Origin of the sequence: Sinomicrobium soli (genome assembly GCF_003285545.1) — a bacterium.
Taxonomy (GTDB): Bacteria; Bacteroidota; Bacteroidia; order Flavobacteriales; family Flavobacteriaceae; genus Sinomicrobium.
Genome location: NZ_QLNV01000004.1, coordinates 282,702 through 309,383 on the forward strand (window position 1 = coordinate 282,702; position 26,682 = coordinate 309,383).

At 48.3% G+C, this 26,682-nt stretch carries 24 protein-coding genes and 4 tRNA genes; 25 read left to right on the forward strand and 3 right to left on the reverse strand.

Features of this window, described 5'->3' with window-relative positions; all coding sequences use genetic code 11:
- Nucleotides 1-4 precede the first annotated feature (4 nt).
- Nucleotides 5-616 (forward strand): thioredoxin family protein, encoded by a 612-nt coding sequence (locus tag DN748_RS06930; protein WP_112371161.1) that lies wholly within the window; start codon nt 5-7, stop codon nt 614-616.
- Between the two features lie 101 nt (nt 617-717).
- Nucleotides 718-1,032 (forward strand): rhodanese-like domain-containing protein, encoded by a 315-nt coding sequence (locus DN748_RS06935; protein ID WP_112371047.1) that lies wholly within the window; start codon nt 718-720, stop codon nt 1,030-1,032.
- A gap of 81 nt (nt 1,033-1,113) precedes the next feature.
- On the opposite strand, the gene creD is transcribed toward DN748_RS06935, so the two are convergent.
- From creD to DN748_RS06950, 3 genes are read right to left on the reverse strand one after another with little or no spacing between them, the layout of a single operon-like run.
- Complete coding sequence (gene creD, locus DN748_RS06940; RefSeq protein ID WP_112371048.1) at nt 1,114-2,535, reverse strand: cell envelope integrity protein CreD; 1,422 nt, start codon at nt 2,533-2,535, stop codon at nt 1,114-1,116.
- 52 nt (nt 2,536-2,587) lie between these two features.
- The gene (locus DN748_RS06945; RefSeq protein ID WP_112371049.1) at nt 2,588-2,884 is read right to left on the reverse strand and encodes a winged helix-turn-helix domain-containing protein; all 297 of its coding nucleotides are present in this window, start codon (nt 2,882-2,884) and stop codon (nt 2,588-2,590) included.
- 3 nt (nt 2,885-2,887) lie between these two features.
- Complete coding sequence (locus DN748_RS06950; protein WP_112371050.1) at nt 2,888-3,496, reverse strand: hypothetical protein; 609 nt, start codon at nt 3,494-3,496, stop codon at nt 2,888-2,890.
- Nucleotides 3,497-3,824: 328 nt separating this feature from the next.
- Here DN748_RS06950 and DN748_RS06955 point away from each other — a divergent pair, with 328 nt between their 5' ends.
- The 23 genes from DN748_RS06955 to rpoC all read left to right on the forward strand — a co-directional run bounded on the left by DN748_RS06955 (nt 3,825) and on the right by rpoC (nt 26,650).
- Nucleotides 3,825-5,117: a DUF2851 family protein gene (locus DN748_RS06955; protein WP_146746569.1), complete on the forward strand. Its 1,293-nt coding sequence runs from the start codon at nt 3,825-3,827 to the stop codon at nt 5,115-5,117.
- Between the two features lie 39 nt (nt 5,118-5,156).
- Nucleotides 5,157-5,384 carry a PspC domain-containing protein gene (locus tag DN748_RS06960; protein WP_112371162.1) on the forward strand — a complete coding sequence of 76 codons (228 nt, stop codon included), beginning with the start codon at nt 5,157-5,159 and terminating at the stop codon, nt 5,382-5,384.
- A 264-nt stretch (nt 5,385-5,648) separates the two neighbouring features.
- On the forward strand, nt 5,649-7,469 hold the full coding sequence (locus DN748_RS06965; protein WP_112371163.1) for an alanine/glycine:cation symporter family protein: 1,821 nt from the start codon (nt 5,649-5,651) through the stop codon (nt 7,467-7,469).
- 33 nt (nt 7,470-7,502) lie between these two features.
- Complete coding sequence (locus DN748_RS06970; protein ID WP_112371052.1) at nt 7,503-9,176, forward strand: sodium-dependent transporter; 1,674 nt, start codon at nt 7,503-7,505, stop codon at nt 9,174-9,176.
- The gene (locus DN748_RS19215) at nt 9,173-9,319 is read left to right on the forward strand and encodes a hypothetical protein (protein ID WP_201741435.1); all 147 of its coding nucleotides are present in this window, start codon (nt 9,173-9,175) and stop codon (nt 9,317-9,319) included. Before DN748_RS06970 ends, DN748_RS19215 begins: the two co-directional genes overlap by 4 nt.
- 28 nt (nt 9,320-9,347) lie before the next feature.
- Complete coding sequence (locus DN748_RS06975) at nt 9,348-10,199, forward strand: ComEA family DNA-binding protein (RefSeq protein ID WP_161554495.1); 852 nt, start codon at nt 9,348-9,350, stop codon at nt 10,197-10,199.
- Nucleotides 10,200-10,443: 244 nt separating this feature from the next.
- Complete coding sequence (locus DN748_RS06980) at nt 10,444-11,586, forward strand: acyl-CoA dehydrogenase family protein (protein WP_112371164.1); 1,143 nt, start codon at nt 10,444-10,446, stop codon at nt 11,584-11,586.
- Nucleotides 11,587-11,759: 173 nt separating this feature from the next.
- Entirely contained in the window at nt 11,760-11,954 is a 195-nt protein-coding gene (gene rpsU, locus DN748_RS06985; protein WP_112371054.1) for a 30S ribosomal protein S21, read from the forward strand.
- A gap of 103 nt (nt 11,955-12,057) precedes the next feature.
- The gene (locus tag DN748_RS06990; protein WP_112371055.1) at nt 12,058-12,948 is read left to right on the forward strand and encodes a tyrosine-type recombinase/integrase; all 891 of its coding nucleotides are present in this window, start codon (nt 12,058-12,060) and stop codon (nt 12,946-12,948) included.
- An 81-nt stretch (nt 12,949-13,029) separates the two neighbouring features.
- A complete protein-coding gene (gene hpf, locus DN748_RS06995; RefSeq protein WP_112371165.1) occupies nt 13,030-13,332 on the forward strand; it encodes a ribosome hibernation-promoting factor, HPF/YfiA family in 303 nt (100 codons plus the stop codon).
- Between the two features lie 168 nt (nt 13,333-13,500).
- Nucleotides 13,501-13,582: transfer RNA gene (locus DN748_RS07000), tRNA-Tyr, on the forward strand.
- Between the two features lie 224 nt (nt 13,583-13,806).
- Nucleotides 13,807-13,879 (forward strand) — tRNA-Gly (locus DN748_RS07005).
- A gap of 33 nt (nt 13,880-13,912) precedes the next feature.
- Nucleotides 13,913-13,984, forward strand: a tRNA-Thr gene (locus DN748_RS07010).
- A gap of 55 nt (nt 13,985-14,039) precedes the next feature.
- Nucleotides 14,040-15,227, forward strand: a complete 1,188-nt coding sequence (gene tuf / locus DN748_RS07015; protein WP_112371056.1) for an elongation factor Tu — start codon at nt 14,040-14,042, stop codon at nt 15,225-15,227.
- A 69-nt stretch (nt 15,228-15,296) separates the two neighbouring features.
- Nucleotides 15,297-15,367, forward strand: a tRNA-Trp gene (locus DN748_RS07020).
- A gap of 14 nt (nt 15,368-15,381) precedes the next feature.
- Nucleotides 15,382-15,573 carry a preprotein translocase subunit SecE gene (gene secE, locus DN748_RS07025; protein WP_112371057.1) on the forward strand — a complete coding sequence of 64 codons (192 nt, stop codon included), beginning with the start codon at nt 15,382-15,384 and terminating at the stop codon, nt 15,571-15,573.
- Between the two features lie 17 nt (nt 15,574-15,590).
- Nucleotides 15,591-16,142 (forward strand): transcription termination/antitermination protein NusG, encoded by a 552-nt coding sequence (gene nusG / locus DN748_RS07030; protein WP_112371058.1) that lies wholly within the window; start codon nt 15,591-15,593, stop codon nt 16,140-16,142.
- Between the two features lie 66 nt (nt 16,143-16,208).
- Complete coding sequence (gene rplK / locus DN748_RS07035; protein WP_112371059.1) at nt 16,209-16,646, forward strand: 50S ribosomal protein L11; 438 nt, start codon at nt 16,209-16,211, stop codon at nt 16,644-16,646.
- Nucleotides 16,647-16,665: 19 nt separating this feature from the next.
- Nucleotides 16,666-17,355 carry a 50S ribosomal protein L1 gene (rplA, locus tag DN748_RS07040; protein ID WP_112371060.1) on the forward strand — a complete coding sequence of 230 codons (690 nt, stop codon included), beginning with the start codon at nt 16,666-16,668 and terminating at the stop codon, nt 17,353-17,355.
- 23 nt (nt 17,356-17,378) lie between these two features.
- Complete coding sequence (gene rplJ / locus DN748_RS07045) at nt 17,379-17,900, forward strand: 50S ribosomal protein L10 (protein WP_112371061.1); 522 nt, start codon at nt 17,379-17,381, stop codon at nt 17,898-17,900.
- A gap of 51 nt (nt 17,901-17,951) precedes the next feature.
- The gene (gene rplL / locus DN748_RS07050) at nt 17,952-18,332 is read left to right on the forward strand and encodes a 50S ribosomal protein L7/L12 (RefSeq protein WP_112371062.1); all 381 of its coding nucleotides are present in this window, start codon (nt 17,952-17,954) and stop codon (nt 18,330-18,332) included.
- A gap of 125 nt (nt 18,333-18,457) precedes the next feature.
- Nucleotides 18,458-22,267, forward strand: a complete 3,810-nt coding sequence (gene rpoB, locus DN748_RS07055; RefSeq protein WP_112371063.1) for a DNA-directed RNA polymerase subunit beta — start codon at nt 18,458-18,460, stop codon at nt 22,265-22,267.
- A gap of 81 nt (nt 22,268-22,348) precedes the next feature.
- Entirely contained in the window at nt 22,349-26,650 is a 4,302-nt protein-coding gene (gene rpoC / locus DN748_RS07060; RefSeq protein ID WP_112371064.1) for a DNA-directed RNA polymerase subunit beta', read from the forward strand.
- The last annotated feature ends 32 nt before the right edge of the window (nt 26,651-26,682 follow it).

A 26,682-nucleotide genomic window follows, 5' to 3' on the forward strand; every position in this document is an offset into this window, starting at 1 on the left:
GAAAATGAAAACCAACTTTTTTTTACTCGCCCTGCTGACCCTGATGCATTCTTTTGCCGCCAGTCCGTCTTATGACGATATCGGGTATAAGGTGGGAGACCTTGCAGAAGATTTCAGCCTGAAGAGCACGGAGGGCAAAACCGTATCGCTGTCCGATTACAAGGAAGCCAGGGGCTACCTGGTGATCTTTACATGCAATACCTGTCCGTATGCCCGTGCCTATGAAGACAGGATCATTGCACTGGACAGGAAGTACCGCTCACAGGGTGTGCCGGTTATCGCCATAAATCCCAACAATCCTGAAAAATCGGAAGGGGATGGCTTTGAACAAATGAAGCAACGCGCTTCGGAAAAAGGCTTTACGTTTCCGTATCTGCTGGATGAGGGACAGAAAATATCGCCTAAATACGGGGCCTCACGTACGCCACATGTCTTTCTGCTGGAAAAGACCGGGCAGGGAAACCGGGTCCGTTATATCGGGGCTATAGACGATAATTACCAGAATGCTGCCCTGGTGGAAACCCCTTATGCGGAAGAGGCCGTAAATGCCATGCTTGAAGGCAGGGAGATCAGTATTACCACAACCAAGGCTATAGGATGTTCCATAAAAAGATAAGGTTTGTTCTCCCATTGACCCATTTGCACATTGACTCATTGGCACATTGACCCATTGGTATATTTTTTACTTTTGTGTAATTTTGAAAAAAAATAACAATTATGGCAGATTTGATTCAAGAGGAATGGGTGGAAGAGCTGGAAAATGATTCCAGTGCGGTGATCCTGGATGTGCGAACCGCGGAAGAATTCGAAGAAGGTTATATTCCCAACGCGATAAATATAGATATCCGGCAGGGACAGGGTTTTATAGATGAACTGGAAAAACTCGACAAGAGCAAGACGTACTATGTGTATTGCCGTTCGGGAGCAAGGAGTGCCCAGGCGTGTTCGTTGATGGAGCAGCTCGGTTTTGAAGAGGCCCATAACCTGCTCGGGGGGATACTCGAATGGGAGGGAGATATCGTGGAAGAATAGGTTAATAAGTTACTGGGTTATTAAGTTATTCAGGCAACACTCAATAACTTAATAACCCAGTAACCTAATAACCCGGTAACCTCAGGCAACCGTTCCGGTTTCCCCCGGTTTATGCACGGGGATTGCGGACGAATTTTCCCAGTCTATTTTCCGTGAAATGAACATGACAATGGCCAGGATAATAAACAGTCCTATGCTGCCGGTGATCAGGGCGTAGTTTTCCAGCTGAATGATAATAAATATAAAAGTGTAGAGGGCCGACAGGGAGAGCAGGATAAAGATGGGAAACTTTACCGATTTCAGAATGGTGTAGGAATATGCAGCGATCAGTAAAACTACCGAGGTACCCGAAATCAGATAGGCCCTGAAAAAATTGCTGTGCTCCGTTATGGAGACCAGTAAGGTGTAGAACATGATGAGTGCCAGACCTATCATAAAGTACTGGAAAGGATGTATGTTTATCCTGCTCATGGTCTGGATAAGGAAAAAGGCCAGGAAAGTAAGCGCGATGACCAGGAAACCGTATTTTACCGACCTTTCGTTCTGCTGGTATTCGTCTACGGGGATCATGAAATTGACCCCGAATGCATATTTGCCCAGGTCGGGAGGGGTCTGAAAATACTGCTGAGGGAAAGGGCGGTTGATATCGAGGACCTTCCACAGGGCGTCAAAACCGTTTTCGTGAACCTTGTTGTCGTTATAAGGGAGAAACTCCCCGAAAAAATTGGCTGTTTTCCAGTCGGAGGAAACGGATGCCGTGGTTTCTTTGCCCAGGGGAACAAAACTTATCTGCTTGCTGCCCCGTATATCCAGGGTCATGCCGAATGTACTGTTTTCGGTTCCCGGAAGATCGGCGCGCTGAACGGGCTGGCTTTCGAGGACGTACAGCGGTACGGTAGCCTGGTAATTGTCAGTATTGTTTTCGTATGACGACTTAAAGAGGTATTCCCCCTTGTTCAGGCGCATTTTTACCTTATTGCTCACCCCTTTCTGGTTGGATATCTTTATCAGTATCCTGGCCTTGTCCCACAATATGTGTTCTTCGCGGATATCACCCTCTGAAAAATCGGGTTTTGAAAAAGCTCCGGAAATATGTATCTGGCTGTCGAAAACGCTTGTCTTGTATATGCCGTAGTATTTTTCTTCAGGGGAGATCCCGGTGTCCAGGTCGAGTGTTTCGGGAAAAAAGTAGGCATAGGCCAGGTGTTCCGTAGTTTCGGTATATACCTTTTTTGTCTCGCGGTCGACCACGGTTTTTTCATTCAGGATTTTATAGGGAACCTGTAGTACGGGGCCGTAAAACAATACTTCACCTCCCCATTTTTCACCTATTTCCCGCATGACTTCCTGTTTTCTGAAGGAGCGCTCGCGGATGAGGTCTTCGACAAAAGAGAGCGGGACCAGAAGAATAAGAGCCAATGTTCCCGTGATGATCATTCGGGTGGTAACGGATGTCCTGATCCAGTTGCCGAACCTGCCGCTGTTTTTCTGATGTTGTTCCATTTCTATATGGTTTTAAAGTACTTTGTTTTTCAAAGTAAATGAATAAAAAAAATTAAGTGTTTTTTCTGATCAGGGCCTCCAGGGCATCGATATGATCCTGAAATGCATTTTTTCCTTGTGTTGTAGCCATATACCTGGTGTTGGGTTTACGCCCGATGAACTGTTTCTGTACCGTGATATAACCGGCCTGCTCCAGGGCCCTGGCGTGGCTGGCCAGGTTTCCGTCGGTGACGTCGAGTAATTCCTTGAGTTTTCTGAAATCAGCGTATTCATTGACTACCAGTACAGACATGATACCCAGTCTCACCCGGTGGTCAAAGGCTTTATTGATATTGTCTATGATGCTCAAACCTCAGGATTTATCATATTTGAAATACATGACCAGGCCATAGACGATATGCATGATGCCGAAACCGGCTACCCACAGCCAGAAACCGTAGCCCGGGAGCAATGCACTGATGAGCCCCAGCACGATCTCGGTATAGCCCAGATAGCGAATGTCCCCGAGACTGTATTTTGAGGCATTTACCAGGGCCAGGCCATAAAATATGAGCATAAGGGCACCGGTTTGCCCGTATTTTTGCTGATCGAGGATGATCAGGATATACAATCCTCCTGCTATCATCGGGATCAGGAAATTGACCACCAGTCTTTTTGAAGCGCTGTCCCATATCTTCTCCCCGTTTTTCCGGGCTTTCCGGGTGCTGAGATATATTGCTGTCCCGATGCTGAGCAGGGCTACAAGCAGCAGGTCGAGCAACACCATCCTGAACGTATAGCCGTCCAGAATGAGGTAGGGCCTCCCGGAACTGGTGACCAGGATATAGGCTATGGCGGCTCCTGTGAGGGCATATATGCCTGCGAGTATCCCGGACAGGCCGCTGAGCGATATAAAACGCGATGACCGCTGCATCAGGTTCCGGATATCACTGATATCTCTAAGATATTTTTCTGACTCCATTATAAAGTTCTTTGAAATACAAAGTTAAACTTTAATCCGGTTCCTGCAACTTTTTTATTGGTCTCAAAAAAAGTTTAAAACTATGCACTTCAGTGCATCTTCCTTTCAGGTCCTAAAAGTCTGCTACAAACATGTGTACTTCAGGAATATAGGAGTGGTTTGGTTAAAATTATAACCAGGGGTCGGGAACACTGACAGGTACTCAAGGGTGTCGGTGAAAAGTCAGGTGGCCCCGAAAGAGGGGGATATTTTTATTGTAGTAAATATTTTTCTATATTTATATGTTTTTTCTCTCTTATTAAATATAGATTGGTTTTTGTTTCGGGCTATGAAGGAGGAGCTTTTACATTATATATGGAGATTCCGGAAATGGGGAGCCCGTTCCCTGGTGACCACGGCAGGGGATGAAGTAGAGGTATTGAATACAGGGCAGTACAACAGGGATTCCGGACCTGATTTTTTTGATGCGAGGCTTCGCATCGGCGGACAGTTATGGGCGGGAAATGTGGAAATACACCTGAAATCGTCCGACTGGTATGCACATCACCACGAAAGGGACCAGGCGTATGACAATGTGATACTTCACGTGGTCTGGAAAGACGATATGCCGGTGTTCTATTCCGATAACACCCCGGTACCCGCTGTGGTCCTTAAGGGGGTGATCCCCGGCATTCTGGGCAGGCGGTACAATGATCTTCAGGCAGCGGATTATCATTTTATCCGGTGCGAACGGGAAATGACCGGTGCGGTGTCCCTCCTGGACAGGGATTTTACAGACCGTTTGTACTGTGAACGCCTGCAGCAGAAATCGGAGCGTATTGCCGGAAGGTTGTCGCGGTTGCGGAACGATTGGGAAGCGGTTTTTTTTGAAAGCCTCATGGGGAGTTTCGGGCTTTCTGTTAACGGAGATGCATTTCGGAGCGTAGCCGGATCGGTCGGTTTTACCGTCATCCGGAAAGTACAGGAAAACCGGATAGCCCTGGAGGCCCTGCTGTTCGGGCAGGCAGGGCTGTTGCATACGGGAGAGGTCCGGGACTCTTATGAAAAAGAGCTCGTTCAGGAGTACCTGTACCTTAGGCACAAGTTCCGGCTGCACAATGAAAATGTGGCCATACCCCGGTTTCACCGGCTTCGCCCGCCCAATTTTCCGACCCTGAGACTGTCGCAGATCGCTCATCTGTACCACAGGCGAAAATCGCTTTTTACTGCCGTAGTGGAAGCAAAAGATCTCGCCGAATTATACGATATGTTCGACGGAGAGGCTTCGGAATACTGGGATACCCATTACGTGTTCGGCAAGACATCGCGATTTCTGAAAAAAAGGGTTTCGCAACAGTTCGTCAGCCTGTTGTTGCTGAATACCGTAATCCCTGTCAGGTACTGCTATCATTGCCACAGGGGGGAGGAAGGTGCAGACGGGGCGATGGCGATGACCCGGCAGATGGAGGCAGAGACGAACAGGGTGGTTTCGGGCTATGCCGCGCTGGGCGTTACAGCGGCCAATGCCGCAGAAAGCCAGGCATTGCTCCGGTTGTACCATGCTTACTGTGAGCCGGGAAGATGCCTCGACTGCGCTGTCGGCAGGCAATTGTTGTCGGGGGCCGGGAACCGGGAGGTGTGAATAGCTGCATTCTTGCAGGAATTCCTTATCTTAGCCGCCGTGAAGACACTTAATAATATAAGGTATTTTTTTGAAAAACACGGTTTTGCCGTTTCCTCGCGCCTTGCCGACAGGCTTGGGATGAAAGCCAAGAACGTAAGACTGTTTTTTATATACGTCTCTTTTGCTACCCTCGGGATATGGTTTGCGGTTTATCTCACCCTGGCTTTTGTGCTCAAGCTCAAGGACATGATGTATACCAAAAGAACTTCCGTATTCGATTTATAAGGAGTTGTTTTTTGGGAAAACCGTTTTTTTAGTCCTTTTTCCATAAGTATGCCGTAAAATCCGAACCAAAATTTGATTTAGCCCGTTTTTTTTTGGATATTGCCTCCTTTTATTGATTAAAACATAAATTTGTTATAAAGCGGTTTTCCTGCTTTTTTTTAGAAACTGTTTAAATTTTGTTTTCGGAATATAAAAAGAACCGGAGCATAAAATTCGGATGGTTTCCCGAACTAACTGTAATCTCAAACTAAAATTATGCCTTTTATGAGAAACGGATTTCTCTTTCTTTTTCTAACGCTTACATCATTTACATTATTTTCACAGCAGCTTACCGTAAGGGAAGATCTTGTCAACCCGTCGAAGGTGATCAACGATGCCCGGATCGTGCTGAAGGTGGAAGGGGGGCAGGAGCCTTATACCTATAAATGGAGTCACCCGGAAACCCCGCTGGGCTCGGCAGAGGCATCGGGACTTACGGAGGGCATACCTTATACTGTAAAGATCACTGATGCGAAGGGGCTTTCGGTCAGTAAGGAATACATTGTGCCGGCCAGTTCAATCACGGAAATTTTTAACGGAACCACTCAGCCTATAGTAGATGCGATTGGTTCCGTTTTGTTTTGGGACCCTTTTGCCGCACTGGGCATTTACGATCCTGTGATCTATGATGACGAAGGGCATGCCATGTTGTATCCGAATGGAGACCTGCGCACCATTTCGGCTCCCTTTATTGTAATATGGCTTATTATAGGCGGGCTGTTCTTTACACTCCGCATGAAATTTATCAATATCAGGGGCTTTAAACACGCTTTGCAGCTGGCCAGTGGTAAGTATGACGAGCCAGATGCACCGGGGAGTGTAACCCATTTCCAGGCGCTTTCCACGGCGGTTTCCGGTACGGTGGGGCTCGGAAATATTGCGGGGGTGGCCATAGCCATTGCCATAGGAGGCCCCGGGGCTACCTTCTGGATGATCCTGGCCGGTTTTCTGGGAATGTCGTCCAAGTTCGTGGAGTGTTCCCTGGGAGTGAAATACCGGTATATCGCCGATGACGGCAGGGTATTCGGAGGCCCCATGAGTTACCTGGTAAACGGGTTGAAAGCCCGGGGAAAGGAAAAACTGGGGAAGGTACTGGCCGTGGTCTTTGCGGTGCTGTGTATAGGAGCGTCTTTCGGTTCGGGCAATATGTTTCAATCTAACCAGGCTTTCGACCAGTTACAGGGGCAGTTCCCCGTGCTGGAAGGCAACGGGTTCTGGTTCGGGCTCATTATGGCGCTGATGGTAGGGGCTGTTATTCTCGGCGGTATCAAAAGCATAGCGAAGGTAACGGAGAAAGTCGTGCCTTTTATGGCTTCACTATATGTCTTTTTTGCGATTCTCGTACTGGTGATGAATATCAGTCATGTGGGAGAGGCTGTCCTGGCCATCTTTGACGGGGCGTTTAATCCCGATGCGCTTAAAGGCGGGGTTATCGGGGTGCTTATCCAGGGATTCCGGAGGGGTACCTTCTCCAACGAGGCCGGAGTAGGCTCGGCGGCCATAGCGCACTCCGCTGCCAAGACAAAACACCCGGTGTCGGAAGGTTTTGTGGCCTTGCTGGAGCCTTTTATCGATACTGTAGTAGTCTGTACGCTTACCGCCCTTGTACTTATTTTTACCGGGGTGTACCACGAAGCTGAAGGCCTTGGAGGGGCACAGCTCACTTCTGCGGCATTCGGCAGTATCATTTCCTGGTTCCCCTATGTGCTGGCCTTTGCGATCTTCCTGTTTGCTTTTTCCACCTCCATTTCCTGGTCGTATTACGGGATGCGTGCAGCCACTTTTTTATTCGGAAAAAGCAAAAGAGTGGAGTTTGTATACAAAATATTATTTTTAATGTTCGTAGTTTTGGGGGCTTCGATAAGTCTCGGTGCCGTACTGGAGTTTTCAGACATGATGCTTCTCGCTATGGCATTGCCCAATATTATAGGACTTTATATCATGTCGGGAGAAGTTCGGAGAGACCTTAAGGAATATGTCAGGAAACTGAATGCGAATGAACTTTTCAGGAAACCGGTGAAAACAAAAGTAAAAACAACTAAATAGCGCATAACGGAGGTTGAACTATTGTAGATTAATATGACAAAGACTACAGAATCCTGGGGTTCCAGGGTTGGACTGATCCTTGCCATGGCTGGTAATGCCGTGGGCCTGGGGAATTTTTTAAGGTTTCCGGTACAGGCAGTACAAAACGGGGGAGGGGCTTTTATAATTCCTTACCTGGTATGTTTTCTTCTGATGGGGATCCCCCTGTTGTTTATCGAGTGGTCTTCCGGCCGTTACGGGGGAAGGTTCGGCAATCACAGTACGCCGTATATCCTGGATACCATGACCAAAGGCCGTATCCTGAAATATATCGGGGTATTCGGGATCTTTACCAATATAGCCGTAGCGGCGTATTACGCCTATATCGAATCGTGGACCATGTCTTATGTGCTGCATTCCATAAAAGGGACTTTTGTGGGGATGGATCAGTCCCAGGTAGCAAATTTCTTTAATTCCTATGTCGATGTGCTTCACAGTACTACCGGGATTCCTTTCGAGGCAGTCATCTTTTACATTCTGTGTCTCTCTATCAATGTATACGTGCTCTCCAAAGGGCTCGGAGGCGTGGAAAAGGTAGCCAAGATAGGAATGCCCCTGCTCATACTGTTTGGTGTGGTGCTGGCAGTGCGGGGAGTTACCCTGGGTACCGGCGGGGCCTCGGAAATATTTCCCGATGCCAATGCCTGGGACGGGTTGAACTTTCTGTGGACCCTTCAGTATGATTCCATACTGGACCTGAAGGTGTGGATGGCGGCTGCAGGGCAGGTGTTCTTTACCCTGTCGGTGGGTATGGGAACCGTACATTGCTATGCGGCTTACGTGAAAAGCAAGGACGATATTGCGCTGAATTCGCTTTCGGCAGGTTTTATGAACGAATTTATTGAGGTGGTTATCGGGAGCTCGATAGTCATTCCCATCGCAGCCGGATACCTCGGGCTCGACTGGGTGCTGGAAAATGCCGGTTTCGGGATGGCATTCCAGACCATGCCCTATCTCTTCCAGCAATGGGGCACCGTATTTGCAGCCATTGCCGGCGTCATGTGGTTCGGACTGCTGTTTTTCTCCGGGATTACCAGTTCCCTCGCTATGGGAACACCCTGTGTGAGCTTTATGCAGGATGAATTTGGCTGGGATCGTAAAAAGGGGGCGTGGGGATTTGGACTGGTCACCTTGCTGATGGGCCTTCCTACGGTGTTTTTCTTTCAGCAGGGAGTATTTGACGAATACGATTTCTGGGCCGGAACGGTGAGCCTGGTGGTTTTTGCCATGATGGAAACCATCCTCTTCTCGTGGGTGTTCGGGCTTGATAAGGGATGGAGAGAGATCAATATGGGGGCAGATATAAAGGTGCCGGGCATCTACAGGTATATCATAAAATATGTTACCCCCGTTATCCTGATCGTGGTTTTTCTCGGTACCGTCTTTGCGCCTAAGGACAATGACTGGTCCGGAAATGTCAGTAGCCTGTTTTCCGGGAACGGCTGGCCGCTGGATAATATGTCGATCATTAAAAAGATCACCAATGCAGGGCTTAACGAGCAGATTGCCAGTGCTACCGACCCCGCCGAGGTACAGCGGTTACAGGAAAACCTGGTTGCCGTAAATTCGGCCCGGGGCTTGCTTTTGGCATTGCTTATCTTTATATTAGTACTGATTTATATATCTTACCGTAAAAGAGTAAGAGAAGGGAGGGTAACACGAATATGAATACATCGGCTTTAATCACCATGATCGCCGCCCAGGGAATAGTCACGGCGGTAGCAGCTTACTTTTTTTACAAGGTGCTGACTACACCACCCAAACCGGAACCCGATTCGTACTCGGACAATGATGACGAACCGAGACCCTGATGGTGCAGACGGTTTAATATATTTTGTTATGACTTTAAGAAAAGCGCAGTCCCGTTTTCGTTTTGATCAAAAGGAACGAAACGGGATTTTCTTTTTACTGGTTTTTATACTGTTGCTGCAGCCGGTTTTTCTCGGGATGGAAAGGGCTTTTCTGATAATGGCCCCGGAAGGGACGGCGGGACCGGATACTACAGGTATTGATGACTATGCTGTTTATGCCGGGAAATATACGTATAACCCCAACTTCCTGACCGATTACAGGGGGTATGTATTAGGGATGACCACCGAAGAAATAGACCGGCTTCACCGCTTCAGGTCTGAGGGGGCATATGTGGCAGATATCCGGGAATTTGCCCGGGTAACCGGTATGGAAAAAGAAAGATCGTGGAAAATGGAACCTTATTTGCGTTTCCCCGAAAAGAAGGCAAAGGAAAGCTTTTACCGGGCACCGGTATCCGGAGAAAGGGAATACCTGGAAAAAGCCGATCTTAACCTCGCTGATGAAATTGCTCTTGACAGGGTATACGGGATCGGCGAGACATTGTCCCGGCGTATTGTAAAATACCGCAGGCTTCTGGGTGGTTTCTCTCTCGACGAACAATTGTTTGAAGTGTACGGCCTTGATTCCGTAGCGGCCCGCCGGGTCCTGGAACGGTTTGAAGTGAGGTCCGTTCCCCGGATCAGGAAACTCGATATCAACAAAGTTTCTGTAAGTGAATTGCAGTCACTGGCATATCTGAACCGGGAAGAAGCGATGAAGATAGTGGCCTATCGCACAGTGGCCGGGCATGTGAAAAGCGTGGATGAACTCCGTAAAATTGAAGATTTTCCGCCGGCGAAGATTGACAGAATTAAACTATATTTGACCGCTGAACCGTAGGCGTCCATCAGTGTTTTTGTATGGAGGTTTCTGGTATACAGTTTGTTAAGGCGGAAAAGCATAGGGAAGGGAGTTCTGAAGCATTGGGGAGATATGTTTTCTGCCTGTTATTTTTAGATCGTATTTTAAACATTAATAGTTTGGTGATTACGTTTGAGTGTCGTAATTTTACCTGCTTTTATTGTTTGATTATCATGTATTTAATTAAATAAAGAGATAGATGGGTATCGATGTAATGGGCACTATGAACTTCGATTATTCCGAGACACAGGGAATGGTCAAGGCTTCTGCGAAAGACTTTGCAACACAATTTATAAAGCCCCATGTGATGGCATGGGACGAGGCCCAGGAGTTTCCTGTGGAGTTATTTAAAAAGGCAGGTGAGTTTGGTTTTATGGGGGTGTTGGTACCCGGGCAATACGGGGGCTCCGGACTGGGGTATCACGAGTATATCGCAATTATAGAGGAAATATCAAAGATCGATCCGTCTATCGGGCTTTCTGTGGCGGCACACAATTCTCTTTGTACCAACCATATACTGGAATTCGGGAATGAGGAACAAAAACAGCGCTGGTTGCCGAGGCTGGCTACCGGGGAGTGGATCGGCGCATGGGGGCTTACGGAACACAACACCGGTTCTGATGCAGGGGGGATGAATACCACTGCAGTGAAGGACGGAACGGAATGGGTGATCAACGGTGCCAAGAATTTCATTACCCATGGTAAGAGCGGGGATATTGCCGTGGTGATCGTTCGCACCGGAGAGAAAGGAGATTCGAAGGGAATGACCGCTTTTGCGGTAGAAAGGGGGACTCCCGGTTTCGGCAGCGGGAAAAAAGAAGATAAGCTCGGGATGAGGGCCAGTGAGACCGCCGAACTGATATTCGACAATTGCCGTATCCCGGATGCCAACAGGCTGGGGGAAGTAGGGGAAGGCTTTGTGCAGTCGATGAAAGTGCTGGACGGAGGACGTATTTCCATTGGCGCCTTGTCGCTGGGTATCGCCAAGGGAGCTTATGAGGCCGCGCTTAAATATTCCAAAGAGAGAAAACAGTTCGGAAAACCGATATGTGAGTTCCAGGGGATCTCGTTCAAACTGGCTGATATGGCTACCGAAATAGAGGCTTCCGAGCTCCTGTTGCACAAGGCGGCTTTCGGTAAGAATGCGGGAAGGCCGGTAACCCGGATCAGTGCGATGGCAAAGATGTATGCTTCGGAAACCTGTGTAAGAGCTGCCAATGAAGCGGTGCAGATCCACGGGGGATACGGGTATACCAAAGACTTTCCGGTAGAGAAGTTTTACAGGGATGCGAAACTGTGTACTATAGGTGAAGGGACCACGGAGATACAGAAAGTAGTTATTTCCAGGCATATCCTGAAAGGGTAATCAATGCTTCCGGAGTTGTAAAGCCCGAAATACAGCGTCCCTGATTCAGTGATAGACTTGGCTATTATAGTACTAATAACTACGAACTAACCACTAAAAAAGAAATTTTCTGTTGTGTATGTAATACGGATACCGTACATTTGCAGTCCCAAAAGAGAGGAGGTGGTTAAGATATGTTGATAATACCGATTAAAGAAGGAGAAAATATAGACAGGGCGCTGAAGCGCTTTAAGAGAAAGTTCGATCGTACGGGGACTATGCGTCAGTTGCGTTCAAGACAGCAGTTCACGAAACCTTCTGTACGAAAGAGAACACAGTTGCAGAAAGCGCAATACATCCAGCATTTGAGGGATGAGGAAGATATTTAAGTCTTCTGTTGTCCTGGTCGGATGACCATAAAATAAAAAATCCTCCTGTGGTTTCGCAGGGGGATTTTTTTGTTTCCTATCTTTACGTAAAAGAATGAGGAGCATGTCTGTAAAGGCTTTTTTGGATTATTTAAAGCTCGAGAAGAAATATTCCGGGCATACCGTGAAGGCATATGGCAGAGACCTGTGTTTTTTTGCAGATTTCTGCAAAGCCCGGTTTGAACTTCCGGACATATCGGAGGCTTCCTATTCCCTGGTGCGGGCCTGGATCGTCAGTATGGTGGATGAAAAGATAAGCAACAGGTCTGTGAACAGGAAGGTGGCCGCGTTGAATTCCTATTACAGGTTCCTGGTCAGGACGGGAGAGAAGGAGGTCAACCCTCTTTCGGGCCACAAATCGCTCAAGGTATCCCGGAAGGTGGAGGTGCCTTTTTCTGAAGAGGAGATGAGAAGGGTGCTGGACGACATATCGTATCCCGATACTTTTGAAGGTATACGCGATCGTTGTGTTATAGAGCTGTTATACGGCACCGGGATGCGAAGAAGCGAGCTCATAGGCCTGAGACTGGGCGATGTGGATATGAGTGCCGGGACCATAAGGGTTCTGGGCAAGCGGAACAAGGAACGCATAGTACCTGTACTGCCTCATCTCAGGACAGTGCTGGACGATTATGTAAGGGCGAGGCGTGAAGTAGCTACCGGGGCCTCGGGCGATGTCTTAATTTTAGTTAAAAACGGTAATAAAGTTTACCCTGCTCTTGTTTATAGGTTAATAAATAGTTACCTTAGTAAGGTGTCTTTGAAAGTCAAAAAGAGTCCGCATGTGCTTCGGCACACTTTTGCGACTCATGTGCTTAACAAGGGCGCAGATCTGAATTCGGTAAAGGAATTGCTGGGGCATTCCAGCCTGGCCTCGACCCAGGTGTATACTCACAACAGTATAGCGCAACTGAAAAAGGTATACGGGGAGGCACATCCCAGGAATAAAAAGTAATTCTGCAGCCGTTAAAACTATGTTTAATCTATGGAAGCCCGTGTCTTTACAGGCAGGTGCTTTCGCAATACCCTAAGTGTTATGAGAGTGAGCACGCAATCAGTGAATTTTGCCATCGATGCGAAATTAGTGGATTTTATTCAGAAGAGGATGGATAAGCTGGATACTTACTACGACAGGATAGTGTCTTCTGATGTTTATCTCAAGGTGGAGAACACCAGTGTCAAGGAGAATAAGATCGTGGAGGTCAAGGTCCATGTTCCGGGCGATGAATTTATCGTAAAAAAACAGTGTAAAACCTTCGAGGAAGGAATTGATACTGCTGCCGGTTCCCTGGAGCGATTGCTGGTGAAAAGGAAGGAAAAACTCAGGGCTCATATGTGATTAAAAAAAATGGAAAAATGTTTTGAATAAAAAAATAAATATATACATTTGCAGTCCGTTAGAAATAGCGGACTTTTTTTATGGTTTAAAGTTATCCGGCCATACCCGCCGGTCTCCGGAAAAGAGGGCGGTGACGGACGATAACTGTTGAAATTTTGAAACCGGTACGGGGAGATACTCAAGCGGCCAACGAGGACAGACTGTAAATCTGTTGGTTTTACCTTCGCAGGTTCGAATCCTGCTCTCCCCACAAAGTTTCCGGATCGTTGGCGTCAAAAGCCAAAGGTTTTTGTAAGCCGACGATCCGGAAACTTTGAGTAAGGGTCCCCCTTACGGATCACCGAGCGCAGCGAGGTAATCCTTTTGTGGACAGGAGTTGAGCCGGAGTTTTTGTGGAGGTACAGGTCCTGGGGAAGATGATGAAGTGGAAGTTTGTTGTTTTCTTATCAGAAGAATGAAAATCTGAAATAATATGCGGGAGTAGCTCAGTTGGTAGAGCGTCAGCCTTCCAAGCTGAATGTCGCGAGTTCGAACCTCGTCTCCCGCTCTTGTCTTTCCCTGGAAACCAGGGGTTATAATTGCCGACGTAGCTCAGGGGTAGAGCGTTTCCTTGGTAAGGAAGAGGTCACGGGTTCAAATCCCGTCGTTGGCTCACGGAGAACTTAAATTTGAACACTAATATATAACTAAGATTAAATTATTGAATCATGGCAAAGGAAACTTTTGATCGTTCCAAACCGCACCTCAATATCGGTACTATTGGACACGTGGATCACGGTAAAACAACTCTAACCGCAGCTATTACCAAAGTTTTGGCGGATGCCGGTTTTTCTGAGGCAAGAAGTTTTGATCAGATTGATAACGCTCCGGAAGAAAAAGAAAGGGGTATCACTATTAATACATCTCACGTAGAATATCAGACAGCGAACCGTCACTATGCACACGTTGACTGTCCCGGTCACGCCGACTACGTAAAGAACATGGTTACCGGTGCTGCCCAGATGGACGGTGCTATCCTGGTTGTTGCTGCTACTGACGGTCCTATGCCTCAGACACGTGAGCACATCCTTCTCGGACGTCAGGTTGGTGTTCCCCGTATTGTGGTTTTCCTGAACAAAGTTGACCTTGTTGACGATCCTGAGCTGCTTGAGCTCGTTGATATGGAAGTAAGGGATCTGCTGAGCTTCTATGACTATGACGGAGATAACGGTCCTGTTATCCAGGGGTCTGCTCTTGGTGCGCTTAACGGTGAGCAGGAGTGGGTTGATACCGTACTGAAACTTATGGAAGCTGTAGATGAGTGGATCGAGCTGCCGCAAAGGGATGTGGACAAAGACTTCCTGATGCCTGTTGAAGATGTATTTACTATTACAGGCCGTGGTACCGTAGCTACAGGACGTATCGAAACTGGTGTTGCCAAAACCGGTGACCCCGTTGAGATCATCGGTATGGGAGCTGAGAAACTGACTTCTACCATTACCGGGGTTGAGATGTTCCGTAAGATACTGGACAGAGGTGAGGCCGGAGATAACGTAGGTCTTCTTTTGAGGGGTATTGAAAAGACCCAGATCAAAAGAGGTATGGTTATCTGTAAGCCCGGATCTGTAACTCCTCACGCCAAATTCAAGGCTGAGGTATATATCCTGAAAAAAGAAGAAGGTGGTCGTCACACACCATTCCACAACAACTACCGTCCCCAGTTCTACGTACGTACGACTGACGTGACAGGAACTATTTCCCTGCCTGACGGAGTTGAAATGGTAATGCCCGGTGACAACCTTACCATTACCGTTGAGCTGATCCAGCCTATCGCTCTTAACGTTGGTCTGCGTTTCGCGATCCGTGAAGGTGGTAGAACGGTAGGTGCCGGACAGGTTACCGAAATATTAGACTAATTCCAGTCTTGGTTTTATATAAGTAAAAGCCGGAAGAGCTTGAATTTCCAAGCGCTTCCGGCTTTACCAACGGGTGTAGTTCAAGGGTAGAATAGCGGTCTCCAAAACCGTTGATGGGAGTTCGAATCTCTCCACCCGTGCAAATAAAGTAAAGATGACAATAGTAGGTTATATCAAAGAATCCTTCGGGGAATTGAAGCATAACGTTACCTGGCCGTCCTGGGCCGAAGGGCAGAGACTGATGGTTGTGGTTGCGGTTTTTTCCATATTGTTTTCTTTGGCTATATGGGGGGTTGATCTGGCTTTCGGAGAGCTGATCAGTCTTTATTATAGTAGATTAAGTTAACATACGAACAGAGAGCAATGGCAGAAGCGTTAGTGAAACAATGGTATGTGGTCAGAGCGGTCAGCGGCCAGGAAAATAAGGTGAAGTCGTACATAGAGAACGAGATCGCCCGCCTTGGCTATTCCGATTATGTAGACGAAGTGCTCGTGCCTACCGAAAAAGTGGTTCAGATACGCAACGGAAAGAAAGTGAACAAGGAGCGTGTTTATTTTCCGGGATATGTAATGGTGAAAGCCAATCTCGGGGGCGAGGTTGCTCATATTATCAAATCGGTTACCGGAGTGATCAGCTTCCTGGGTGAAGTTAAGGGAGGTGACCCCGTGCCATTGCGCAAATCTGAAGTGAACAGGATGCTCGGAAAAGTTGACGAGCTTTCTGTTAAGACCGATAATGTGGTTATTCCCTATACGGTCGGAGAGACCGTAAAGGTTATAGACGGGCCGTTTAACGGCTTTAACGGTACAGTGGAAAAGGTGAACGAGGAAAAGCGGAAGCTCGAGGTGATGGTGAAGATCTTCGGACGCAAGACTCCGCTGGAACTGAGTTATATGCAGGTAGAGAAAATTTAAATGTTACATATACAGAAGTGTCTTGCTTCCTTGAATGAGACGCTTCCTTACATTAAATTCTGAACAATGGCAAAAGAAGTTAGTAAAGTAGTTAAACTACAAGTCAGGGGAGGTGCTGCGAACCCGTCGCCACCGGTTGGACCCGCTTTAGGTGCTGCCGGCGTTAACATCATGGAGTTCTGTAAGCAGTTCAATGCGCGTACACAGGACAAACAGGGTAAGGTTTTACCTGTTGTTATCACGGTTTATAAAGATAAGTCGTTCGACTTTATCGTAAAGACACCGCCGGCGGCAGTTCAATTGAAGGAAGCGGCTAAGATTAAAAGTGGTTCCGGAGAGCCCAACCGTAAAAAAGTGGCCAGCATTACCTGGGATCAGGTAAAGGCCATAGCTGAAGACAAAATGCAGGATCTCAATGCATTTACCGTAGAGTCTGCCATGAGCATGGTGGCCGGTACAGCGAGGTCTATGGGGATAACGGTTAGTGGTGAGAAGCCTTTTTAAATCTTAAAAGACAAGGAAAATGGCAAAATTGACTAAAAAGAAAAAAGAAGCTTTAGCTAAAATAGACAGGAACAAGCTGTACTCGGTAAATGAAGCTTCCGCCCTGGTAAAGGAGGTGACGAACGTTAAATTCGATGCTTCCGTAGATATCGCAGTACGGCTGGGTGTAGACCCGCGTAAGGCAAACCAGATGGTTCGCGGGGTGGTAACGCTTCCTCACGGAACCGGTAAAGACGTAAAGGTACTCGCCCTGGTGACTCCCGACAAGGAGGCCGAAGCCAAGGAAGCCGGAGCGGATTATGTAGGACTCGATGAGTACCTGCAGAAAATAAAGGAAGGCTGGACCGATGTGGATGTGATCATCACCATGCCCAGTGTAATGGGAAAACTCGGACCTCTTGGACGTATACTGGGGCCACGCGGACTGATGCCGAACCCCAAGACAGGTACGGTAACCATGGATGTGGCCAAGGCAGTCGGTGAAGTAAAGGCCGGTAAGATCGACTTTAAGGTAGATAAGACCGGTATCGTTCATGCAGCTATAGGAAAAGCATCGTTCACCCCGGAAAAACTTGCCGGTAATGCGAACGAGCTTATTCAAACATTAATCAAATTAAAACCTACTGCAGCAAAAGGTACCTATATCAAGAGTATTCATATGTCCAGTACTATGAGTCCGAGTGTACCTGTTGACCCTAAGGCAGTATAAGGTAGTTAATAATTCCCTTAATCATGACAAGAGAAGAAAAAGCAGCGGTAATCAGTGATCTGACCTCACAGTTGGCAGATAATACCAATATCTACCTTGCGGACATATCCGGCCTGGATGCGACAACTACCTCCAACCTGCGTAGGGCGTGTTTCAAGGCAAATATTAAGCTTGCAATAGTAAAGAATACATTGCTGGCCAAGGCCATGGAGGCCTCTGATAAGGATTTCGGTGAACTGCCTGAGATACTGAAAGGTAACACCTCACTGATGTTTTCAGAGACCGGAAACGGCCCGGCAAAACTGATAAAGGAGTTCCGCAAAAAATCGGATAAGCCCCTGCTGAAGGGCGCTTTTATCGAGGAGGCCATCTATGTTGGTGATGAGCAGCTGGACGCACTGGTAAGTATCAAGTCCAAGGAAGAGGTTATCGGAGATATCATTGCATTGCTGCAATCTCCGGCCAAGAATGTTATTTCCGGCCTGAAGTCAGGTGGCGGAAAACTGGCCGGTATCCTGAAAACCCTGTCCGAAAAAGGAGAGTAAAACGAACGCACTTAATAACAATTATATTTAAATTTTTTAAAAACGATAGAAATGGCAGATTTGAAAGATTTTGCAGAACAATTGGTTAACCTTACTGTTAAGGAAGTAAACGAATTAGCCGACATACTGAAGGAGGAATACGGTATCGAGCCCGCTGCTGCAGCTGTAGCTGTTGCTGGTGGTGGAGCTGCTGCCGGAGGCGGAGAAGCTGCTGAGGAAAAATCTGAATTTGATGTGATCCTGAAAGCTGCAGGAGGTTCCAAACTGGCTGTTGTAAAGCTGGTTAAAGAACTTACCGGTCTTGGGCTGAAAGAAGCCAAAGAGATCGTAGACAGTGCTCCCAAAGCTGTTAAAGAGGGAGTATCTAAAGATGAGGCAGAAGGAATCAAATCTTCATTAGAAGAAGCAGGAGCAGAGGTTGAACTTAAATAAGTTCCCGACGTCTTAAAGCCTTGGTTTAGGTCTTTTCGCTATATGCGAATTAGGCCTAAACCCTTTTGCATATATGGTTATATGCAGTATATATATCTATATTTTAATCAAAATTTTGTCCATTGATGTTCACAAATCAGACTGAAAGAATAAGCTTCGCCTCAGCCAAGAACACTCCGGATTACCCGGATTTCTTGGACATTCAGATCAAGTCGTTCCAGGATTTCTTTCAACTGGAGACCAAGTCTGAAGAGCGGGGACGTGAGGGTTTGTACAATACCTTCATGGAAAACTTCCCGATTACTGATACACGCAATCAGTTTGTATTAGAGTTTTTAGATTACTTTGTGGACCCTCCGAGGTATACGATACAGGAATGTATAGAGAGAGGGTTAACGTACAGTGTGCCCCTGAAAGCAAGGCTCAAGCTGTACTGTACCGACCCGGAACACGAGGACTTTGAAACTATCGTACAGGACGTTTACCTGGGAACCATTCCCTATATGACGCCCAGTGGTACCTTTGTAATTAACGGGGCTGAAAGGGTTGTCGTTTCCCAGCTGCACCGTTCTCCAGGAGTATTCTTTGGGCAATCTTTTCACGCTAACGGAACAAAACTGTATTCTGCCAGGGTTATTCCCTTCAAGGGGTCCTGGATCGAATTTGCCACCGATATCAACAGTGTGATGTACGCCTACATCGACCGGAAGAAAAAATTACCGGTAACCACCCTGTTCCGCGCTATCGGATATGAAAGGGACAAGGATATCCTGGAAATATTCGATCTGGCCGAAGAGGTCAAGGTCTCCAAAACAGGGCTTAAAAAAGTCCTCGGGCGCAAGCTTGCCGCAAGGGTGCTGAATACCTGGCACGAAGACTTTGTGGATGAAGATACCGGGGAAGTGGTATCCATTGAACGTAACGAAATTGTACTCGACAGGGATACCGTACTGGAGAAAGATCATATCGACGAGATTATCGATGCCGATGTAAAGACCATTCTCCTGCATAAGGAAGACAGCCAGACTGCCGATTATGCCATTATTCACAATACACTGCAGAAAGACCCTACGAACTCCGAAAAGGAGGCCGTAGAACACATATACAGGCAATTGCGTAATGCCGAGCCGCCCGATGAGGAAACTGCAAGGGGCATCATAGACAAGCTCTTCTTCTCCGACCAGAGGTACAACTTGGGGGATGTGGGAAGGTACAGGATGAACAAGAAGCTCGGACTGGATATCGATATGGACAAGCAGGTGCTTACCAAGGAAGATATCATTACCATAATCAAATATCTGATAGAACTTATCAGTGCCAAGGCGGAAGTGGACGATATAGACCACCTGTCCAACAGGCGTGTAAGGACCGTCGGGGAACAGCTGTCTGCACAGTTCGGTGTGGGGCTTGCACGTATGGCAAGAACCATCAGGGAACGGATGAATGTAAGGGACAACGAGGTGTTTACCCCGATAGACCTGATCAATGCCAAGACGCTGTCGTCGGTGATCAATTCCTTCTTCGGGACCAATCAGCTGTCACAGTTTATGGACCAGACCAATCCGCTGGCGGAAATTACGCATAAAAGACGCCTGTCTGCCCTCGGGCCGGGAGGACTTTCCAGGGAAAGGGCAGGGTTTGAGGTACGTGACGTACACTATACCCACTATGGCCGTCTTTGTCCTATCGAAACCCCGGAAGGGCCCAATATCGGGCTTATATCGTCGCTGAGCGTTTTTGCGAAGGTGAATAATATGGGCTTTATAGAAACCCCTTACCGCGAGGTGAAGGACGGGAAGGTAGACCTGTCTGAATTCAGGTACCTGAGCGCAGAAGAAGAAGAAGAAAAACTCATAGCACAGGCCAATATCCCGATGGATAAGGAGGGAAATGTACTTACGGATAAGGTAATTGCCCGTGAAGAGGGTGATTTCCCCGTGGTAGAACCTGCCCAGCTGGATTATACCGATGTGGCGCCAAACCAGATCGCCTCGATCTCGGCTTCGCTCATTCCGTTCCTGGAACACGATGATGCGAACCGTGCCCTGATGGGGTCGAACATGATGCGCCAGGCCGTGCCGATCCTCAAGCCGGAGGCCCCGGTAGTAGGTACCGGGCTGGAGCGGCGTGTCGCTTCAGACTCAAGGGTACTTATCAATGCGGAAGGAAACGGAGAGGTAGAGTATGTCGATGCGAACAGGATCGTGATCAAATACGACCGTACCGATGAGGAAAGGCTGGTGAGCTTTGACAATGATTCCAAGACCTATGAGCTGATCAAGTTCCGCAAGACGAACCAGGGAACTTCGATAAACCTGAAACCCATCGTACGCAAGGGAGACCGTGTGGAAAAAGGACAGGTGCTCTGTGAAGGATATGCCACGGAACAGGGAGAACTCGCACTCGGAAGAAACATGCAGGTGGCTTTCATGCCCTGGAAAGGATATAACTTTGAAGATGCCATTGTGATCTCGGAAAGAGTGGTGCGTGAGGATATCTTTACCTCCATCCATATCGACGAGTATTCTCTGGAAGTACGGGATACGAAACTGGGGGCGGAAGAGCTCACCAACGATATTCCCAATGTTTCCGAAGAGGCTACCAAAGACCTTGACGAACAGGGAATGATCAGGATCGGTGCCGAGGTTAAACCCGGGGATATCCTTATCGGTAAAATCACTCCCAAGGGAGAATCCGATCCTACCCCAGAGGAAAAACTGCTCAGGGCGATCTTCGGTGACAAGGCGGGTGATGTGAAGGATGCTTCGCTGAAAGCTTCTCCGTCACTCCGGGGAGTGGTCATCGACAAGAAACTGTTCGCAAGAGCGATCAAGGACAAGCGCAAAAGGGCAAGGGATAAGGAAGACATCGCCAAACTCGACCTTCAGTACAATACGAAGTTTGAGGAACTGAAAGATGTACTGGTAGAAAAACTCTTTAACCTGGTCAACGGAAAGACATCGCAGGGTGTACTTAACGACCTCGGGGAAGAAGTACTGCCCAAAGGGAAGAAGTACACGCTCAAGATGCTCAACGGGGTGGATGACTTTGCACATCTCGTCGGGGGGACCTGGACTACGGACGACCATACCAATGCGTTGATCGCCGACCTGTTGCACAATTACAAGATCAAACTGAACGACCTTCAGGGGGCGCTCCGCAGGGACAAGTTTACCATTTCGGTGGGAGACGAACTTCCTGCAGGGATCATGAAGCTTGCTAAGGTATATATCGCCAAGAAGCGAAAGCTTAAAGTAGGAGACAAGATGGCCGGGCGTCACGGGAACAAGGGTATCGTAGCGCGTATCGTTCGTCAGGAAGACATGCCTTTCCTGGAAGACGGAACGCCGGTGGATATCGTACTCAACCCGCTCGGGGTACCTTCCCGTATGAATATCGGACAGATTTACGAGACTGTTCTCGGATGGGCCGGTAAGAAAATCGGAAGAAAGTTTGCCACGCCGATCTTTGACGGGGCATCTCTCGAAGAGATCAATAAGTATACCGATGAAGCCGGAATACCGCGTTTCGGGCATACCTACCTGTATGACGGGGGTACCGGGGAACGCTTTGACCAGCCTGCCACGGTCGGGGTGATCTATATGATCAAACTCGGTCACATGATCGACGACAAGATGCACGCGCGTTCTATCGGACCGTACTCCCTTATCACCCAGCAGCCGCTCGGAGGTAAGGCGCAGTTCGGAGGACAGCGTTTCGGAGAGATGGAGGTATGGGCACTGGAAGCTTACGGGGCATCCAGCACATTGAGAGAGATACTCACTGTGAAATCGGATGATGTGATAGGCCGTGCCAAGACCTATGAAGCTATTGTAAAAGGAGAGGCCATGCCCGAACCGGGACTGCCCGAATCCTTTAACGTGTTGATGCACGAACTCAAAGGTCTGGGGCTCGATATCAGACTGGAGGAATAATTTACAGGGTGTATTCCGGTTCGCTGTGCTCAGCGGACCGGAACTCACCAAATTACACTTAATTCATTATCACCATACATCATGGCAAGAGGAAAAGATAAGAATACAGTAACAAGATTCAACAAGATCTCTATAGGCCTGGCATCGCCGGAATCTATCCTGGCGGAGTCCCGCGGAGAGGTTTTAAAGCCGGAGACCATTAACTACCGGACGCATAAGCCGGAACGTGACGGATTGTTTTGTGAGCGGATATTCGGGCCTGTAAAGGATTACGAATGTGCCTGTGGAAAATACAAGAGGATACGGTATAAAGGGATTGTATGCGACAGGTGTGGTGTAGAAGTTACCGAGAAAAAAGTACGGAGAGACCGCGTAGGGCACATCAATCTCGTTGTGCCTATCGCTCATATATGGTATTTCAGGTCATTGCCCAACAAGATCGGTTACCTGCTCGGACTGCCGTCCAAAAAGCTCGATATGATCATCTATTACGAGCGCTATGTGGTGATACAGCCGGGTAATGCGAAAAATGCAGAGGGAGAGGAGCTTCAGGCCATGGATTTCCTTACGGAAGAAGAATACCTGAATATTCTGGACAGCCTGCCCCAGGACAATCAGTACCTGGAAGATACCGACCCCAACAAGTTTATAGCCAAAATGGGGGCGGAGTGTATTATAGAGCTGCTCAGGAGAATAGACCTGGATGCATTGTCTTACGACCTGAGGCACAAGGCCAATAACGAGACTTCCAAACAACGTAAGACCGAGGCCCTGAAAAGGCTCCAGGTAGTGGAAGCCTTCAGGGAGGCCCAGCAGAACAGGGAAAATCACCCGGAATGGATGATCCTCAAGGTGATTCCCGTTATCCCGCCGGAACTGAGGCCCCTGGTGCCGCTGGACGGAGGACGTTTTGCCACCTCAGACCTCAATGACCTGTACCGAAGGGTGATTATCAGAAATAACCGTTTGAAAAGACTGATGGAGATCAAGGCTCCCGAGGTGATCCTCCGGAATGAGAAGAGGATGTTGCAGGAATCCGTGGATTCCCTGTTCGACAATACCCGGAAGTCTTCCGCAGTGAAGACCGAATCCAACAGGCCGCTGAAATCCCTGTCCGATTCCCTCAAGGGAAAGCAGGGACGTTTCCGTCAGAACCTCCTCGGTAAAAGGGTGGATTATTCGGCCCGTTCCGTTATTGTGGTAGGGCCTGAACTGAAAATGTACGAATGTGGCCTGCCGAAGGATATGGCTGCCGAGATCTACAAGCCTTTCGTGATCCGTAAACTGATCGAAAGGGGTATTGTAAAGACGGTAAAATCGGCCAAGAAGATCATAGACAGGAAAGAACCTGTGGTCTGGGATATACTGGACAACGTTATCAAGGGGCATCCCGTGCTGCTCAACCGGGCTCCCACACTGCACAGGTTGGGTATACAGGCATTCCAGCCCAAACTGATAGAGGGTAAGGCCATTCAGCTGCACCCGTTGGCATGTACGGCGTTTAACGCCGACTTCGACGGCGACCAGATGGCGGTACACCTTCCGCTGGGGCCGGAAGCCATACTCGAGGCCCAGCTGCTTATGCTTGCGTCGCACAATATTCTGAACCCGGCCAACGGATCGCCGATTACCGTGCCTTCACAGGATATGGTGCTCGGGCTGTACTATATGACCAAAGAGCGCAAGAGTGATGATGATGTAAAGGTAAAAGGAGAAGGGCTGACATTCTATTCGCCGGAAGAGGTGATCATCGCCTACAATGAGAAAAAGGTGGAGCTCAATGCCGGGATCAAGGTAAGGACGAAAGACCTGGATGAGAACGGGGAACCGGTTACCAGGATCATAGCGACTACCGTAGGAAGGGTGATGTTTAACGAAGTGGTGCCCCTGCAGGCCGGTTATATCAATACCGTACTTACGAAGAAATCACTTCGCGATATTATCGGGCACGTATTGAAAGTGACCGATGTGCCGACTGCTTCCGATTTTCTGGACAGGATCAAGAACCTCGGGTACCGGCTGGCATTCCAGGGTGGCCTGTCGTTCAGCCTCGGGGATATTATTATCCCGGAAGAGAAAAACCAGATGATCGAGGAGGCCAACGAGCAGGTAGACGGTATCATGATGAACTACAACATGGGACTGATTACCAATAACGAACGTTATAACCAGGTGATCGACGTATGGACCTCTACCAATGCCATGCTTACCGAGCTGGCCATGAAGCGTATCCGCGAGGATAAGCAAGGGTTTAACTCGGTATATATGATGCTTGATTCCGGGGCGAGGGGCTCCAAGGAACAGATACGGCAGCTTACCGGTATGCGGGGACTTATGGCCAAGCCTAAAAAGTCTACTGCCGGAGGGGGAGAGATCATTGAGAACCCGATCCTCTCCAACTTTAAGGAAGGACTTTCGATTCTCGAATACTTTATCTCTACCCACGGTGCCCGTAAAGGTCTGGCCGATACCGCTCTTAAGACGGCGGATGCCGGGTACCTGACGCGCCGTCTGGTGGACGTTTCACAGGATGTCATTATCAATACCGAAGATTGCGGTACCCTGAGAGGCGTAGAGGTAGAAGCCCTTAAAAAGAACGAGGAAGTGGTGGAATCTCTCGGAGAGCGTATACTCGGAAGGGTTTCGCTCCACGATGTACATGACCCCCTTACCCAGGAACTGCTCGTAGGGGCAGGTGAGGAAATAGGGGAAGATATTGTCAGAAAGATAGACGCCTCTCCTATTGAACGTATTGAAGTACGCTCCGCACTTACCTGTGAGGCAAAACAGGGGATATGTGCCAAGTGTTACGGACGAAACCTGGCTACCGGGAAAATGGTTCAGCGGGGAGAAGCTGTAGGGGTTATTGCCGCACAGTCTATCGGGGAACCGGGAACCCAGCTTACCCTGCGTACATTCCACGTGGGAGGTATTGCCGGTAACATCTCCGAAGAAAGCAAGCTGATCTCCAAGTTCAACGGCCTGGTTACCATAGAAGACCTCAAGGTGGTGAGCAGCCAGACTGCAGACGGACAACCGGGAGAGGTGGTTATTTCAAGGACCTCCGAGGTTAAGATCACCGATGAAAAGACAGGTATCGTTTTGAGTACCAGTAATATTCCCTATGGTTCCCAGTTGTTTGTTCACGACGGCGACAAGATCAGTAAGGGAGATGTGATCTGTCAGTGGGATCCTTATAACGGTGTGATTATTTCCGAATTCTCCGGAAGTATCACCTATGAGAATATCGAACAGGGAGTCACCTACCAGGTGGAGATCGACGAACAGACCGGTTTCCAGGAAAAAGTGATTTCCGAATCCAGAAATAAAAAGCTTATTCCTACGCTGCTTATCAAGGGAAGCAAGGGAGAAGTGCTCCGTTCGTACAACCTGCCTGTAGGCGCGCATATCATGGTAGACGACGGAGAGAAAATCAAGGAAGGAAAGATCCTGGTCAAGATACCGAGAAGATCGGCCAAGGCCGGGGATATCACCGGTGGTCTGCCGAGGGTAACGGAGCTTTTCGAAGCGCGTAACCCTTCGAATCCGGCTGTAGTTTCGGAGATCGACGGGGTAGTGTCTTTCGGTAAGATCAAGCGGGGTAACCGCGAGATCATCGTGGAATCGAAGCTGGGAGAGGTGAAGAAGTACCTCGTGAAGCTTTCCAACCAGATACTGGTACAGGAAAATGACTTTGTGAGGGCGGGAATGCCGCTTTCTGACGGTTCGGTAACTCCGGAAGATATCCTCAATATCAAGGGGCCTTCTGCCGTACAGCAGTATCTCGTGAACGAAGTTCAGGAAGTATACCGTCTGCAGGGGGTTAAGATCAACGACAAGCACTTTGAAGTGGTCGTAAGGCAGATGATGCGAAAAGTGCAGATCAACGATCCGGGAGATACCATTTTCCTCGAAGGCCAGCTGGTACACAAGGACGACTTTATCGAAGAGAACGACAGGTTGTTTGGCAAGAAGGTAGTAGAGGATGCCGGTGATTCGGAAAGCCTTAAGGCCGGACAGATCGTTACACTCCGGCAATTGAGGGATGAGAACTCCATCCTGAGAAGGGCCGATAAACAGCTTGTAGTTGCCCGCGATATTATTCCGGCCACGGCTTCACCCGTACTTCAGGGAATTACCAGGGCCTCGCTGCAGACCAAGTCGTTTATTTCTGCGGCGTCGTTCCAGGAAACCACCAAGGTGCTCAACGAAGCTGCGGTAAGCGGAAAAGTGGATACGCTCGAAGGACTGAAAGAGAATGTGATCGTAGGGCACAAGATCCCTGCCGGTACCGGTATGCGCGATTATGATAATATCATTGTAGGTTCGAAAGAGGAATACAATGAGATCATGAGCGGCAAACAGGAAGCAAGTCTCTATTAAAAACAGATATTTTTTAAAAGGCCGGAAGAAAT

What these genes read in the sequence shown, in the direction of transcription:
- DN748_RS06955 (WP_146746569.1), top strand. Translation starts at nt 3,825, where the DNA reads ATGAAGGAGGAGCTTTTACATTATATATGGAGATTCCGGAAATGGGGA.
- tuf (WP_112371056.1), top strand. Translation starts at nt 14,040, where the DNA reads ATGGCAAAGGAAACTTTTGATCGTTCCAAACCGCACCTCAATATCGGT.
- DN748_RS06935 (WP_112371047.1), top strand. Translation starts at nt 718, where the DNA reads ATGGCAGATTTGATTCAAGAGGAATGGGTGGAAGAGCTGGAAAATGAT.
- hpf (WP_112371165.1), top strand. Translation starts at nt 13,030, where the DNA reads ATGAGAGTGAGCACGCAATCAGTGAATTTTGCCATCGATGCGAAATTA.
- DN748_RS06965 (WP_112371163.1), top strand. Translation starts at nt 5,649, where the DNA reads ATGAGAAACGGATTTCTCTTTCTTTTTCTAACGCTTACATCATTTACA.
- DN748_RS06950 (WP_112371050.1), bottom strand. Translation starts at nt 3,496, where the DNA reads ATGGAGTCAGAAAAATATCTTAGAGATATCAGTGATATCCGGAACCTG.
- rplK (WP_112371059.1), top strand. Translation starts at nt 16,209, where the DNA reads ATGGCAAAAGAAGTTAGTAAAGTAGTTAAACTACAAGTCAGGGGAGGT.
- DN748_RS06990 (WP_112371055.1), top strand. Translation starts at nt 12,058, where the DNA reads ATGTCTGTAAAGGCTTTTTTGGATTATTTAAAGCTCGAGAAGAAATAT.
- creD (WP_112371048.1), bottom strand. Translation starts at nt 2,535, where the DNA reads ATGGAACAACATCAGAAAAACAGCGGCAGGTTCGGCAACTGGATCAGG.
- rpoC (WP_112371064.1), top strand. Translation starts at nt 22,349, where the DNA reads ATGGCAAGAGGAAAAGATAAGAATACAGTAACAAGATTCAACAAGATC.
- rplA (WP_112371060.1), top strand. Translation starts at nt 16,666, where the DNA reads ATGGCAAAATTGACTAAAAAGAAAAAAGAAGCTTTAGCTAAAATAGAC.
- secE (WP_112371057.1), top strand. Translation starts at nt 15,382, where the DNA reads ATGACAATAGTAGGTTATATCAAAGAATCCTTCGGGGAATTGAAGCAT.
- DN748_RS06970 (WP_112371052.1), top strand. Translation starts at nt 7,503, where the DNA reads ATGACAAAGACTACAGAATCCTGGGGTTCCAGGGTTGGACTGATCCTT.
- rpoB (WP_112371063.1), top strand. Translation starts at nt 18,458, where the DNA reads ATGTTCACAAATCAGACTGAAAGAATAAGCTTCGCCTCAGCCAAGAAC.
- rplL (WP_112371062.1), top strand. Translation starts at nt 17,952, where the DNA reads ATGGCAGATTTGAAAGATTTTGCAGAACAATTGGTTAACCTTACTGTT.
- rplJ (WP_112371061.1), top strand. Translation starts at nt 17,379, where the DNA reads ATGACAAGAGAAGAAAAAGCAGCGGTAATCAGTGATCTGACCTCACAG.
- DN748_RS19215 (WP_201741435.1), top strand. Translation starts at nt 9,173, where the DNA reads ATGAATACATCGGCTTTAATCACCATGATCGCCGCCCAGGGAATAGTC.
- nusG (WP_112371058.1), top strand. Translation starts at nt 15,591, where the DNA reads ATGGCAGAAGCGTTAGTGAAACAATGGTATGTGGTCAGAGCGGTCAGC.
- DN748_RS06930 (WP_112371161.1), top strand. Translation starts at nt 5, where the DNA reads ATGAAAACCAACTTTTTTTTACTCGCCCTGCTGACCCTGATGCATTCT.
- DN748_RS06975 (WP_161554495.1), top strand. Translation starts at nt 9,348, where the DNA reads ATGACTTTAAGAAAAGCGCAGTCCCGTTTTCGTTTTGATCAAAAGGAA.
- rpsU (WP_112371054.1), top strand. Translation starts at nt 11,760, where the DNA reads ATGTTGATAATACCGATTAAAGAAGGAGAAAATATAGACAGGGCGCTG.
- DN748_RS06980 (WP_112371164.1), top strand. Translation starts at nt 10,444, where the DNA reads ATGAACTTCGATTATTCCGAGACACAGGGAATGGTCAAGGCTTCTGCG.